At 65.8% G+C, this 14404-nt stretch carries 12 protein-coding genes; all 12 read right to left on the bottom strand.

The features are described from left to right. Positions 1-227: 227 nt before the first annotated feature. Positions 228-482 carry a hypothetical protein gene (locus ACFWM7_RS01310; protein ID WP_383253642.1) on the bottom strand — a complete coding sequence of 85 codons (255 nt, stop codon included), beginning with the start codon at positions 480-482 and terminating at the stop codon, positions 228-230. Positions 483-495: 13 nt separating this feature from the next. Continuing rightward, positions 496-1101: a hypothetical protein gene (locus ACFWM7_RS01305; RefSeq protein WP_383253640.1), complete on the bottom strand. Its 606-nt coding sequence runs from the start codon at positions 1099-1101 to the stop codon at positions 496-498. Positions 1102-1184: 83 nt separating this feature from the next. Beyond that, on the bottom strand, positions 1185-3143 hold the full coding sequence (locus ACFWM7_RS01300; protein WP_383253638.1) for a glycerophosphodiester phosphodiesterase: 1959 nt from the start codon (positions 3141-3143) through the stop codon (positions 1185-1187). Then, the gene (locus ACFWM7_RS01295; protein WP_383253636.1) at positions 3140-3487 is read right to left on the bottom strand and encodes a hypothetical protein; all 348 of its coding nucleotides are present in this window, start codon (positions 3485-3487) and stop codon (positions 3140-3142) included. Before ACFWM7_RS01295 ends, ACFWM7_RS01300 begins: the two co-directional genes overlap by 4 nt. Before the next feature lie 6 nt (positions 3488-3493). Then, a complete protein-coding gene (locus ACFWM7_RS01290; protein WP_383253635.1) occupies positions 3494-4453 on the bottom strand; it encodes an N-acetylmuramoyl-L-alanine amidase in 960 nt (319 codons plus the stop codon). Between the two features lie 78 nt (positions 4454-4531). Continuing rightward, positions 4532-5134: a hypothetical protein gene (locus ACFWM7_RS01285; protein WP_383253633.1), complete on the bottom strand. Its 603-nt coding sequence runs from the start codon at positions 5132-5134 to the stop codon at positions 4532-4534. 11 nt (positions 5135-5145) lie between these two features. Beyond that, a complete protein-coding gene (locus ACFWM7_RS01280; protein WP_383253631.1) occupies positions 5146-5403 on the bottom strand; it encodes a hypothetical protein in 258 nt (85 codons plus the stop codon). Continuing rightward, positions 5400-6509, bottom strand: coding sequence for a DUF5047 domain-containing protein (locus tag ACFWM7_RS01275; RefSeq protein ID WP_383253629.1), 1110 nt, complete (start codon positions 6507-6509; stop codon positions 5400-5402). Before ACFWM7_RS01275 ends, ACFWM7_RS01280 begins: the two co-directional genes overlap by 4 nt. Continuing rightward, a complete protein-coding gene (locus tag ACFWM7_RS01270) occupies positions 6510-8753 on the bottom strand; it encodes a hypothetical protein (RefSeq protein ID WP_383253627.1) in 2244 nt (747 codons plus the stop codon). Beyond that, complete coding sequence (locus ACFWM7_RS01265; RefSeq protein ID WP_383253625.1) at positions 8750-8947, bottom strand: hypothetical protein; 198 nt, start codon at positions 8945-8947, stop codon at positions 8750-8752. Before ACFWM7_RS01265 ends, ACFWM7_RS01270 begins: the two co-directional genes overlap by 4 nt. Continuing rightward, positions 8947-14043 carry a peptidoglycan DD-metalloendopeptidase family protein gene (locus tag ACFWM7_RS01260; protein ID WP_383253623.1) on the bottom strand — a complete coding sequence of 1699 codons (5097 nt, stop codon included), beginning with the start codon at positions 14041-14043 and terminating at the stop codon, positions 8947-8949. Before ACFWM7_RS01260 ends, ACFWM7_RS01265 begins: the two co-directional genes overlap by 1 nt. After that, positions 14043-14375, bottom strand: a complete 333-nt coding sequence (locus ACFWM7_RS01255) for a hypothetical protein (protein WP_383253621.1) — start codon at positions 14373-14375, stop codon at positions 14043-14045. Before ACFWM7_RS01255 ends, ACFWM7_RS01260 begins: the two co-directional genes overlap by 1 nt. Positions 14376-14404 lie beyond the last annotated feature (29 nt).

Here is a 14404-nt window from a genome sequence, read left to right as displayed (position 1 = left end):
CAATAGCAGCCTCGCGATTTTTGTAGTAGTAGTTCTTCCGGTATTGCTTGGCGCAACTCTTGCACCTTGACTGCCGCCCCGCCCTGTTGGTGCTTTGGCGGTAAAAGTCCCCCAACAGCTTCAGCTCGTTGCACGACGTGCACGTCTTGTGCGTGATCACAAGACCTCCTCTCCATACGCCGAAAGCCCCCTGGCTCCGGAGAACCAGGGGGCGGGTACAGCGGGCCTTACTCCTCGTCCGCCGGGTCGGCCGGCGTGACCTTGCTTCGTGCGCTCTCCCCTACCAGGATCGGCAGGGCGACGGCACCGACGTAGCCGATGCGCTCTGCGACGGTCGCCGTGATCGACGGGAACGCGAAGGCGGCGACCATGACAATCGACGTGAGTGACGCGCGGAGTCGGACGGGCTCGGTGGCTGCGAAGATCTGGAGCTTCACGTAAGCGCGGAGGGTGAGGTCGTGGAGGTAGTCGAAGATCGGCATGGTGTCCTCTCGGTCAGTGGGATCGGGCGTAGTGACGGCGGGACTCGATGTGCGCAACGTTGTCGGCGACGAACTCCACGTCCTCCAGGAAGCCGGAGAGGTCGCCGCTCTTGTTCCGGATGTAGTACGTGGCGTCGGCGGACGTCAGCGCCCCTTCGCTCTCGTGGACGAGCTGCTCCACGTCGGGTCGCTCGATGTAGACCAGGTGGAAACCCGCGCGCTTGAGGGAGGCCGCCTCGTTCGGGTAGCGGACGTCGGTGACGACGGCCGGGACGCTCGCTTCGTTCGCCGCCATCACGCGCGCCATGGCGGCTCGGAGCCAGAAGTCCTCGTCGATGGCGCGGACGGCGGCGCCGAGTTCCTGGAGGATGCGGCGGGTGTCGCCTGTTTCCTTCGCCCGCTCCCAACCGATCTTCTTCACAACCTCCGACAGGCGGAAGTCGTCAACCCCCTGCCCGCTGGGCCACGCGATGGGGTGCACGATCGGGTCCAGCTTCAGCGCCGCTTCCTTCAGCGGATCCGCGAAGCCGATCCGTCGGTACCCCCGATGGTCGACGAGCCACTGGCCGGCGGTGTCCTTACCGACGCGCGCCCGCCCGATGATGCCGATGTTCCCCATGTGCGTCCTCTCCTCGCTACCTGTCCCTACGCCTTAGATATGGACGGGCAACGAGGAGATGTGACGCTAGTGCTTCATGATTTTTACGCCGTGATGGAGAACGACTTCCAGTGCGGCTTGTTCGCCAGTGACGAGACGGAGCCGGTGGACAGGTGGGTGTACCCACCCCGGTACGCGGTGTTCGCCACGGTGATGGACGCCGGAGTGCCGTCCGTCCTCGTCAAGACGATCTGCGTCGGGGAGATCTGGACCGTGAAGGTCATCCACCCGCCGGCCGTCGGCGGTGCCGTGGCGACCGTACTCCCGATTTGCGTACCAGCGGCGACGGCCGGGGCGTGCGTGTAGAGCTGCATGTCCCCGTTGCCGCGGATCGCCATGTGGTAGCCGCCGCTGGCGTTGGCGATGCTGAACCGATACGGGTCGTCGCTGTCCTTGCAGAACGCGATGCCCGCGTGTTCCGTCGAACCGGGGGCGCCCTCGAACATCATGGAGAACGCGATCGTGTACGTCCCCGGAGGCGTGGGGTTGCTCAGGGAGCCGAGCAGGACGGAGCGGGAGGGCGTCGCGTTGATGAAGCAACTGCCGCCCTCGTCGTCGAACTTCAGCGCCACCGACTGGTCGTAGTTGATCGTCCCCATGTCGCCCGGGGCTCGTACCTGCGTCGCCCAGTCGTCGGACGTGCGCGAGGCTCCCGTGCGGCGGACGTAGACGATCTGAGAGCACATCATGCCCCTGACACCCAGGGCCGCTAGCCTGTTGCGCTCCGACCGCCGGTGCACCTCCCAGCAGATGACGGGCTTCCCGCGGGCGACAACGTCGGCAATCCGCGCGTCGCTCATGGCGATCGGAACGCCCCACATGTCGACGTGGGCAGCGACGGCGTTCATCTGCTCGTCCGTGGTGTTGGCGTCGACGTAACCCCAGGTGGTGAAGCCGTTCGTCTTGGCCCACGGGAAGGAGTTGGCCGTGTAGTAGTTCTTCCACACGACGGAGTCCTTGGCGTGCGGGTAGAAGTCGGTGAGGAGCTGCTGAACGGCGGGGACCGAGGGGTTGCTCTTCGGCTCCAGGAAGATCACGACCTTGCCCAGGAACCTGTCGAGCACCTCCCTCAACGTCGGTACCGGGACGTCGACGGTGCCCTGGCCGAAGTGGAGCCGGCCGTTCGTGAGCACCTTGTGCTTCAGCGCGTTGTAGTTCCAGTCAGAGAAGTTGCCCGTGCTGTAGGTCGTCCGCTCCAGGCTTTCGTCGTGGCCGCAGACCAGTACGCCGTCGGCCGTCATCCTGACGGACACCTCGATCGCCTGAGCGCCAGCAGCTACCGCCGCTTCGTAGGCTTCGAGGGTGTGCTCCCCCGCCAGCTCCGCCCCGCTTCCGCGGTGGGCGATGTAGAAGAGGCTCTGCGACGTCAGGGCGGAGACGGTCTGGATGGCGCGAGGCAGAGCGCCGACGTCAGTGGCGGTCAGTGCAACCGTTCCGGTCTGCCCGTTGACGGAGGAGATCAGGCCGCCCCCGCCCAGTGCCACGCCTTCCGCAGGCCAGGCGCCGGACGCCTTCGGGCCGTAGAGCGTGACGCTGCCCTCCGTCTGGTCGACGAAGAGGTCTCCGTTCGCACCGAGGAGAGGGCTCGGTGTGCCGGTGCCCGTCAGGATGCTCGTCCCCGACGGCCCGGTGGGTCCGGGGACGAGGACGTACTGACCGGTCGACGGGTCGGACGGCGCGATGTCGGCAATGGAGACGACCGGGACCGAGGCCGGGAGCTGTATGGCATAGCTCCGGGTGGCGATGTCCTGGAACTTCTCGGTGATCTGGTACGCCCAGCCCGTGGGCTGCATGTCCATCTGGTCCGTGGAGATCAGTAAGACGCTGAAAGCACCCGTCGTGTCCAGCGTCACCGTCGCAGCGCCGGCGCTGATGGTGTCGGCACCGGGCAGGGTGACGAGGCTTGGGGCTGCGATCGTCACCGTCCCCTTGAGTGGCGTTCCGTCGGGACGGAGGTAGCGGCCGGTGAGCGTGACGGTAGCGATGCCTGCGGGCATACTCATGCGGCGTCTCCTCCGGTTCGGGGGCGGGCGATAATGTGCTCTGCGTCGTGGCCTGCCTGCCATTCGCGGACGCGAGTGATGTCCTCGCGGACGTCGTCGATGTCGTCGCGCAGGTCGTCGATACGGGCGTTGAAGCGCGCCTCCAGGCGGCTCCCTACAGCGTCCAGAGCGTCGATGGTGGCCGCGCGGGTCTCGGCACCTTGAGCCTGGACGGTCTCCTCCACGGTGCCGACGGCGTTACGGGTCCGTCGGAGGGAGTTGAGGAGCGCGGGAAGGGCGGCCACCACCGCCGCACCCAGAACGGATGCAGCGGTGATGACGGCGATGACGATCTCAGGTGCCATCAGCCATCACGCCTTGACCTTGAAACCGCGCTTGGTACCCAGCTTCTCCAGCGATGCCTTGCCCGGGATGCCGTCGGCCGCGGATCCGGTGTAGCCACAGCGGCGCTGCCAGGCGGCGTACGCAGTGCGGGTCAGGGTGCCGAAGCTGCCGTCCTTGGCGTACGCCGCGGAGAGCAGGCCCTCCTTCTGGAGTGCCGCCTCGACGAGCTTGACGTCAGCAGGGTGCGTGGTGCCGCCCTGCTTGAGACCCGGGTCGCGACGAGCGGCGGCGATGAGGTTCGACAGGTCGACGGTGGGCTTCGCGGGAGCTGCGGGCTTCGGCTTCGGCTTCGGCGCGGGGGTCGGCTTCGACGGTGCCTCGTCCTTCTTCAGCCGAGCGGCCACGTCCTTGCGGAACTGGTTCATGTCGAACTGCGGGCCGCCTGCGTTGCCAATCGGACCCTTGGGGTCGATCTTCCGGGTCGTCCCCTCCTTGTGGCCGATCACGGAGTGTTCCGTCCAGCCATGGAACCGGCAGATAGCGGCTGCCCAGCGGACAGCAGCGTCGTACTGCTTCTGCGGGTAGAAGTCACGCCCGTTGCCCAGGTTCTCGATCTCAATGCCGTAGGTGCGGGCATTGGCGTCGACGGTCTCCGCACCCGAAGGCCGAGGGTGCGTGGACGACTCGTTCAGCATGGCGTTGAATGCGTTCGCCGGGAACGTGCCAGCGTGGTTCGCGCGCCCGTGACCGACCATCGTCGCCAGGCCGCTCTTCGCCAGATGCGTGTGACAGAGCGGACCAGGGAGTCCGGCCATACCGTCGTAGCAGAGGGCGAGGCTGTTAACGCCGGCGGTGTGGTGGATGACGACGCCGTTGACGTTGCCCCACGCCCCCTTGTGGTTCCGGTTGTGCGTCCGCCAGCTCCTGTACTCCTTGACGTCGACGCCTTCGTCCTCCAGCGCCTTGACGAACTGACTGGCAGTCATCGGTGTTGCCATGAGATCCCCCTCCAGGGCATAGAAAAGCCCCGACTGGCGGGGCGTGAATGGCTTGTGGTGCGCAGGTCAGTCGAGCGGAATACGGATTCCGTCCAGGTAGACGAAGGACGACGTCATTCCCTCGGGGAGGCGGAAAGAACACACGCCCCCACTGCTGATCGTGATACGAGCCGAGAACCGGCTTACGCCCCCGCTGGTGGAAAAGTTCGCGCTGACGACAAACGACCGAGTCGACGTCGGGCGCGCCTCCGATGGCAGCGTCAGGAACGTCGTTTCGACGTTGGCAACGAGGTCCGCACCGTTTGTCCGCTGGAATGCTCCGCGGAGTTGGGATTCTCCGTTGATGATGCGGTATCCGGGGCTTCCGCCACCTGCGGTGTACCCCGATGCGAACGTGATCGGCTTCCACGGACCTGGAGACATCGGCCGCCACACCTTGTCGCCGTCGTATCGATCCCAGCGGTCTTCGGCGATTAGGTACGAGATCATGCCGGGAACGGGCTTAAACGCTCCGGTCATCGTCGCGGAACGCTCGTTGGCGTTGGCGAACTTCATGACACCGATTGCTGCCAGGGCGTTTACCGCCCCCTGGAAGGCAAGTTCGATGTTCGGGGCGTCGCTCAGTACCGGATAGGGGACCTTCTGGCCCCATCCGTCAGTGGTAGGCATTCAGTTGCTCCTCACGACGCCAGGGCGTCTACTACGATCCAGTTGCCGTCGGGCTTGAAATCCACCTTCACCCGGTCCCCGACGGCCGGAGCGGAGTAGGATTTGAGCCGGCGTACTGCTGCGACGGGTCCACGGGCGGTGGTGATATCGACGGTGCCACCGCTGTTGACAGCCGTCACCGTGGCGATCAGCCACCCGCCGACCTGTTGCTGGAGCGCCCGGCCTACGGCCCGCTGTACGGCCTCTGAGAGGCGCCCATCAGGCGTCATGGGGTTTCCTCCTTCCCGCCCCGCAGCGTCAGCGAGGACGAGCCCTCTGCCGTCAGGGGGATGGTGAAGGACTGCGCGATGGCTAGCTCCTTGCGCCCCGTGTGCGAGATGCGGAGGCAGTCGCCGGCTTCCAGTGCGGGGTTCGGGATTGCCGAAATGGAGAGCTGCACATTCCTAGCCACGGCGTCGAATAGGGCGTAGTCCGCAGCCGCCTGACATGCTCCCGTGGTCGTTAGCAGGGCGGACGAAATGTACTTCGGAACTCGCCCGAAGGGGCCGCCCCATCGCGTCGGGCTCGACGGATTCGTGTCGTACGCAACGGCGCTCACCGGAGTTCCTCCGGCGGCCACATTTTCACCGCTTGCCACAACGGCGTTGAAAACGGCGGTACGGGACATTGACCGGGCGGCAGACATGAGTGTTCCGCCCTCACCCTCCGCGATGCTCCAGACAACGGATGATGTCGCGACGTTGGGGATGTCGGCGATAACGAATCGGTCCAGAGCGTCGACGTAGACTTCCGCCTGCATGGAAAGGGCGATCTGTTGCACGGCGTCCCACCGGTCAGAACCGCTGTCCCACGTCGCAACGGCGCAGGACGGGTCTCGTGATCCTGCCGTTGTGTTGACGATTACGGCATCCGGGAGTGTTTGGCGGATGAGGTATTCCATCGCTGGCACGCACGTCGTGTATCCGCGTGTCGATGTGGGGACAATGAACTTGTCGTCGATGATGTAGCACTCCGACGACTGACCCGTCAGCGTGACCGGGCCGTATAGGGTGTCGCCCTGCGGTTCGTTGATCCGGAACGTGCCGAGCGGAACGGATTCACTCTGCCCGCCGGCGTAGCGGATTCCGCGGGACACGACGAGCTTCTGGCCGTAGACGGCGAGCGGATCCAGCTCTCCCCAGGGGAGGTATTTCGGGTCCGCCACCGTCAACGAGAGCGTCCGCCGGACCTTGCTTCCGCGGTCCACCGTCACCGCCCCATCCGTCACAGGAACGTCCGGGATGGTGACGAGGGAGCCGAGCATGGCACTCACGCTGACCGTCATGGAGTGGCTGGTCGTCAGGGCTGTGAGGAACTTCGCGCCTACAGGCTGCACTTACGTCCCCTCCAGTCCGGTGTAGACCCCGAGCCAGGAGGCGTACGAGGTGAGCAGATCCATAGCGTCGGTGTGGTCGGAGAGGACCGTCGCCCAGGTGCGGCCGGCGGATCCGGTGACGCCCCCGATGGGGCGGTCCACCTCTGTCAGAGGGATCGTCCACGTGCGGTCGGTGTACTCCGCGTACTCGATGACCGGGGCCTCCACGACGTCGCCGATGGAGACGTATACGTCACGCTCGCCCCACAGAGAGGGCCACTGGATCAGCAGGACGTTGCCGGTTTCCAGGAGCCACCACATCGAGGCGAGATCCTCCGCCGTCTCCGTGACGAGCGTCATCGTGCCCTCGCGGGACGTGCGGACGTCGGAGATGACGATGGGCCGGGACCGCCCGCGAACCGGATTGACGCCCTGCCGGGCTCGCCTTGTCCACTGGGGTTGCCCGCCCTTGGACACGACGGCCGTCGTCTGGCGTGCCGGGAGGCCCGGATCTTTAATGACGATCTCGGTCGATGGCGGCTCGGGGATGGTGACCGGATCGGAGAGCACCGAGCGGTAGCTACTGCCGGTCCAGATCTTCAGGTAGTAGCGAACCTGCATACCGAGCGGCGCCTCGTAGTCCTCCACCACGACGGTGTCGCCGACGATGGAGACCTGAGTTAGGTCTGACTGCGGTCCGCGTATCGGAACGAGTGCTCCGTCTGCTCCCTGCCTCCACAGACCCCAGTACGTGTACCCGCCGCTGGTCAGGCCCTGGAGGGCGACGGACGCGCTGAAGCTCGTCGGTACCGGGTCCGCGATGGCGGCTAGGCCGCCTGGGATGATCTGTACGTCGTCCAGGTAAGCAGGCTGTCCTACCAGCGGTGACACGATGCGGAAACTGACGATCAGCGTCGCAGCCTCCGACGGGGCCACGGCACTGGTCGTGGTGGCGTACCACCCCGTACCGGCCGACGGTCCGAGTGACCACGTCACTGACGCTGACCGGATCAGCTCGTCTACAGCGTTGAACCAGCTGTACGTCGTTGTGAACAGCCGACCATCGTCTCCAGCGCCCAGCTTGAGCAGCGGAGCAACCTGATACGCCTGGCGGGGACTTACCGGCACGGCTGTGCTCAGGGCGACCGTCGCGTCCATTCCGGTCGTTCCAACCTCGTCGACCCGGAGTGACGCCGTACCATCCCACGCCGTTTCGGTGGTGCGGCTGATAGTGCATCCGGAGACGGCGGTCCAGCCGGAGACGTCAAGCTCCATCGACTGCGTGTTGTAGTCGATAACCGACCCTGCGGGAGTCGGCGCCGGCATCAGGTTCACCTGGTCCAGGAGAACCGTTTGCCCCACCGTGGTGGATACAGCCCACACATAGGTGCGGGCGTGGGTAGCTCCTTCCGGAACCCGCCCGGTTACTGCCATTCGTTTCCACGTTGCTGGCGCATCGGCGTACCACGTGCGTGAGCTGCGAGCCCCGACCTGCCCGTCTGCGTCGAAGTAGAGCATCTGGAGCCGGACTTCGGTGCCCACGGTGGGCGTCTGGAACCACGCCGTGGAGAGGAATTCAGCCCCAGCCGTCACAGGCGTCAGGGGGCCGGTGCGGATGATCGCGTCCCCCACCACTGTCGTGGTGAGCTGAAGGGAGTGCCACCCCTCGTAGCTGGCCGACGACGTGCGGGCCAGGGTGCATCCCGCGCTCGCCACCCAGCCCGAGGCGTCTACCTCGAAGCCTTGCGTGTTGTACGGCAGGAGGTTGCCTGCGATGAGCGCCGGAGGCCCGAACTGCACCTGGTCTGTCACGACCGTCGCCCCGGCGCTCAGGCCGGTGCACGTTACCGTCACGGAGGCATACTGCGCGCCGACCGGAGCGGTTCCGATGAGGATAGGCGGGGGCGTGGCCCAGCTCGTCGCGTTGGGCAGCGAGCTGGCGGCAGACGTGACGGAGCTGATGGCGCTCCCGCCGGATACGGCCGCGTACCAGTCGACGCGGACAGTCGCCGAACGGCCGGCCGCAGCAACGGCGTTTGCCCAGTAGCTGTACGCCGTGTATTCCTGCCCCGCTACCACCGCCACGCGGGCGGAGGTGGTAGCCGTGACCGTGCCGCCTGCCGTGGCGGTGAGGCCCAAAGAGGCGGTTCCGTTGTAGAAGCGGGTGGACTTCGAAAGCGAGGTGTTCGCCCCCGCCGTCCACCCGCTGGTGTCCGTCTCGATGCCCGATGTATTCGCTGGCAAGAGGTTGGACGCTACGCTCATCCGCCGTCACCGCCCCCGTCTCCCCCGCCGTCGCCGATGCCGCCGTTGGCACCGTCGTTGCTGCCGGGGCTGTATCCGTCACCAGGCGGCCGGGGAGGAGCCTCCACCGGATCCGGTGCGGAGTAGACCGGGGACGGGCCCGGATCCGGGTCGGGCTCCGGGTACGGTCCGATCTCGGGAGGGGCCTCACTCATCAGTAGTACCGTCCTGTTCCTAGTGCGGTGGCTACCGCGTCCTGACGGGCGTCGACCTCCACCCGCACGATGTCCGTGATTTCCCGGTCGCCGATCCAGACGTGGACGTCCGCGTTGACGACTGGCGCTGCTCCGCCCTGCGCCGGGATGCTCTGCGTTGCGCGGGCGATGGCCATGGAATCCGCGTTGGAGTGGACCCTCGTCGGGGTGAGAAACTCCAGCAGCTCCGGGCCTTGCTCGCCGACCCACGCCATCTCGCCGATCTGCGGGAAGCCGCCCTTGGCGTAGCCGCCTGGGCGGTTGTAGGCCGTCGGGAGAGATCCGTAGCGCGACTTGGCGTAGCGCATGGAGGAGAACACATTCGCCATCGGGTCCACAGAGACGCCGTGCTTGAACGGCCCCTGCTTGCGGAACATGCCGGCGAACGCCTCGAAGGTCGGCTTGATGACCTGCATCAGGCCTACCGACGGGGTGCCGTTCTTGGCATTTACGTCCCAGTTGTTGACTGCGTTGGGGTTGCCGCCCGACTCCTGGTTCATCCGGCGCAGCGTCAGGTCCGCGTAGCTCGCAGGGTTGCCGGTTGCTGCCAAGGCCGCCTTGACGACGGGCCTCCAACGCTCGACACCCTTGCCGCCCGCTCCCCCGCCTCCGGAGAGGTAGGTCATCGGGTCGACAGCCTTGCCGTTGACCCGCGCCTCCAGGTGGAGGTGAGGGCCGGAGGAGTTGCCGGTCGACCCCACGGTGCCGATCTTCTGGCCCCGCTTCACGTTGTCGCCCACCGTCGCCAGGATGCTGTTCAGGTGCGCGTACAACGACGTCAGACCGCCACCATGGTTGAGGAGGATGTGGTTGCCGTACGGGCCGCCCGACTTGGCCATGGCGACTCGGCCGTCAGCGACGGCCTTGACGGCTGTGCCGACTGCTGCCGGGAAGTCCAGACCGGTGTGCCGGCCGGACGACCACATGGACCCGGCCTTGCCGAACGGTGTGCCATAGCCAGCGTTGACCGGCTTGGCCCACGGGCCGCTCCCTCCGCCTCCAAAGCCGAAGACACCAAGGGCGGTGTCCTTCAGGCTGGAAAGCATCTTGAGCGGCATCTTCGCCACCTGGCGGGCCCAGGGGTTCTCACGGATCGAGTCCATCTTGCCGGACAGGTAGTTCTTGGCCTTGTCGAAGAGCTTCGACGGGTTCACGAAGTCCGCGGCCCCCGAGAGGAAGTCGCCGACGTCACCGGCCTTGTCCTTGAACCATCCGACGATTCCGCCGTCCTTGAAGGCAGGCAAACCGTTCGAGATCGCTCGCTGAACGCCGCCAACGCCGCCGGACCGGGCTGCCGCATTCCACGAGTTGATCGTGTCTGCACCGACTGCGCGCGTCCACTCGGGGCGCATGATCGCCTCACCACCGCCAACGGCGATGACACGGTCGTCACGGCCCGGGGAGTAGCCGGACATGATGCCGCCGGTGTGGAATCCCTTGAACTTCTTCAGGGGGTCGGCGCCGGTGATTCCGGCAACGCGGTTCCACAGGGGGACGATGCCGTCGTTGTAGACCTTGTCGATCACGAACTCTACGGGCTTTTTCGCGATGCCCGCTATCTGATCCCACGCCTTCTTGATGTCGCCCTTCGCCTTACCGAAGGAATCCGCGACGAGGCGCATGGCGGATTTGATGTTGTCGAAGTGCGGCTTGATGCCCTTCTCGTAGAGCCAAGTCGCTTTGTCGCCGATCCAGTTGAAGATCGGCCGGATTGCCTCGTCCCACAACCATTTCGCTCCGTCGCCGACCAGCTTGAGGCGATCCCAAATCCACTTGAAGGCGGGCTTGATACACTTCTCGTAAAGCCAAACCGCCTTGTCCCCGATCCACTGGAAGACCGGTCCGAGCACCTCCCGCCAGAGCCACTTGCCGACAGCTCCGAGCACCTTGAAAGCAACCACCGCAGGCGCAAGAAAAACCACGACCAGCGCCGTGAACAGGATCTTCCCCCATTTATAGAGGAATCCGAACACGGGCTTCAGGATGACGTCCCACACCCACGTAGCAGCAGTGCCAATCGCCTGGAGACCGATCCAAATCCCGTCGAAGGCGGGCTTCAGTCCGTTATCCCAGATCCACAGGGCTGCTTTCTTGATGGCGCCCGCCACGGTGTCGACGGTGACTCGGAACCAGTCCCAGTTCTTGTACGCGTAGATGACGGCTGCGATCAAGAGGCCGACCACTAGCACGATGGCCCGGATGATCGGGACAATTCCCGTCGCGTTCAGTGCCACAGCCCAGCCGGCCGTCGCGATGGTCGCGATGATCATCACGGACTGATACAGGATCATGGCACCGGCAAAGGCGGCCATTCCGAGCGTTATCAGCTTCTGAGCTGCGTACATCGCGAAGAGGGCGATGACGAGTTCAGGGATGTTCGTCAGCAGCCAGCGGACGACCGTGAAAACCGGGTCAGCGGCCTCGAACAGGGCTGCGCTAAGGGGCTGGAGGGCCTTCGTTACGTCGACGATAGTTCCGAAGACGTCGCCTATGAATTCAGCCAGCTTGGGGGCGGTGTCCTTGACGTACTTCAGGAAGTTCTCAAACTCGGGACTTCCCTTCAGGCTCGTCCCCCACTTGGCGAACTTGCCGGTGATGCTTTCCGACTTATCGGCTATGCCGTCCATCTTCGGGAGGAAGGCGTCGACGACTCCGGCAACGCCCTTCAGGATGTTTCCGAAGCTGACGCCGAATCCCTCGACTGCGGGCGTGACGTTTTCGTCCAGGTCTTTCTTGAAGGACTGCCAGAACGGCTCCTTCAGATCGGCCGATGCGCGGTCCATGATTTTTTCGATACCGGCTGCGGCACCCTCGGCCAGAGGCGTAAGGCCCGGAAGCGACCGCTTCATTCCTTCGACTGCACGAGTGAAAAGAGGTAGTACCTCCGGCTGAAGCTCTCGGCTCCACTCCTTGAACGCCCCGACGAGCCCCTTCGGCCCCGCGATGGCGTCGAAAAGGGCTCGCCCCTCCGGTGTCAATTTCGCGAGTGCCTTGCGGTACTCGTCCGACTTCGTGACGGCCTTCGTCGTGGTATCGATTCCCGACAGGCGAGCCGACTCAACACCCCGCTCAGCCGCAGCGATCGAATCTGCTGCGGACACCTGAGCGTCGGCCGCAGCTTGAACGGCGTCCGCAACGCCACGCTGAGCGTCGGCAACAGCCTGCGCAGAGTCACGCTGGGACCGCGCAGCGTCCGACTGCGCGTCGGCCACGGCGATAGCGGCTTCACGGACCGAGCGCTGAGCGTCGGCGACGGCCTCTGTCTGGTCTCGGACTCGTCGCTGAGCGTCGGCCAGGCGGTCGGCAGCGTCCTTGACGGCATCGTTGCCGTCGACTCCGGCCTTGGCCTGCTCACGGGCCTGCCGCTGGAGTTCCTTGTAACCCTGCTCCTGCTTCTTCTGACCTTGGATGGCCTTGTCGTAAGCGAGCTGGGCGCGCTCGTAGTCGATCTGACTGACGGTGCCGACGTTGTAGCCGGCGGTTGCTCGCTCCAGCTCTTCGCGAGCCTCGCGGACTCGAAGAGCAGCCTCGCGCTGGTCCAGAGAGCCTTCAGCAAGACGATCCTGGAGGTCCTTCAGCGCCCTCTCTGCATCCTGCCGGGCCCGGGTGAGATCCTGCTCCGCTTCCAGGGCCGTGCGCTGGGAGTCGGCGAGACCTTCCTGAGCGTTGCGTACCCGGCGGTGCGAGTCGGCAAGAGCTGTCTGCGCCCGCTGGATTTGTTCCGCGGAGCGCTGACGCTGATCGGCGGCCCGCTGGACAGCGTCACGAACGGCTCGCTCGGAGTCCTCCACGGCTCGGTTGGCCGACGCGATGGACCGCGCGGCGTTGCGGTGGGCGGAGGCAAGGGACGCCTGTGCACCAGCCATCTGAAGGGCACGCTGCGCGGCTTGGACGGAGCGCTTCGCGCTGTCGTCGGTGGCCTGGGACGCCTCCTTCTCGGCTGCTGTCTTGGCCTTGATCGCCTCCATGACGCCCTTGACGGCGGGGATGGCGACGAGGCCTACGGCTCCGAGACCAGCACCCGCAGCAGCAGCCATCGACACCACGGCTCCGAGACCGGCCGCTAGAACGGGGCCGATCGGGATCGCCACGAGTGCGGCAGCCTGAAGGGTCAGGGCAAGCAACGCTCGGGTAGCCCCCGACGTGTCAGACACAGCGTCAATGCGAAACGTCTTGGTGTCGTCCGCCATCGCCTGGATAGTCGCGAGCTGCGCGGCAGCGGCTCCGGCGTCCACCCGTACGTCGACGTCGGCCGTCGTCAGGGAGAGGACGAGTAGCCGCTCCTGCACAGCGCTGATTTGCGCCATGGCTTCCGCGGCGTCGATGTCGATACCTATACGCGCGTCGGACAGGGCCGCCAGTCGCTCACGGAGCTGCTGAATTTCGGCGCGGGCCGGGCTCGTGTCGGCGTCGACGTTGATCTCAGGAAGGGACGCCTGCGCCTCCGCGACGGCTGCCCGCAGCTTCGCACCGAAGGCACCGTCAACTTCCAGGGCGATCGTGCGTCGACCGCCGATGGAGGCGATCTCTGCCCGGATCTCCGCGAGCGCCGCTCGGGCGGTAGCGGTGTCGGCGCGCACGGCGACGTTGGGGTGGGATGCCCCTAGCTCCCGGAGCTGCGCCTCCAGGCGCGTGATCTGCGCTTCGGCCGCCTCCGCGCTGACGTCGATCCCGATGCGCTTGTTGGAGAGCTGCTCCAGCTTGGCCCGGATGCGCGCCAGTTCGGCGTCGACACCGGAATCACCCAGCTTGACGTCAAGCTTCGGCATGGCCTTGAACGCTGCTTCGAGCTTGCGCCGGATCGAGCGCGAGAACGCCCCACCTGCGTCATCACCCTGCTTGCCCGCAGCCCGGACACCAGCCTTACCACCCTGGTTGATGGCGTTGGGGATGGCGATGACGATGTTCTTGCTGATCGCCTCGCCCATCTTCCGGCCCGCCTCTTCGCCGACCTTGTCAGCGATGGGGAGAACCAGAGCCTTCAGCTTGGCGTGGAACTGCGGGATCACGGGAACGACGTCGACCGCCGCACCACCCACAATATCGAGATCAGGCATCACGCCTCCTTCGGCTGGTTTCTCAGCCGCGGGTCAAGTGCGCGGCGCTGCTCGTCAGACATGCGCGGAGCGGATGCCGACTTCGGGGGAATCCCGGGTCGTGAGGTGGGGATGAACTCGGGAGGAGTAGCCCCCGCTGCTGCGAGCGTCGCGTTCCGGAGCCGAATGACCTCGTCCTTCAGCTCTACGAGGAGAATCTCCTCGCGGCTCCACGCCGCCTTGTCCGGGCGGTAGTCGGCGCTGGCCTGCGCCATGACATCGTCAGGGACGTCGTTCCGCATTGCGGTCTTCGTCGCCGACTCGGGCGGGAGATGCTCGATCCAGATCCGCATCGTGCGGAGGGAGGCCCTCCCGCAGTACA

It is taken from the genome of Streptomyces sp. NPDC058375 (genome assembly GCF_042723425.1).
In the GTDB taxonomy this organism is placed as follows: Bacteria; Actinomycetota; Actinomycetes; order Streptomycetales; family Streptomycetaceae; genus Streptomyces; species Streptomyces durocortorensis.
This window is presented reverse-complemented; position numbering and strand designations above follow the sequence as displayed.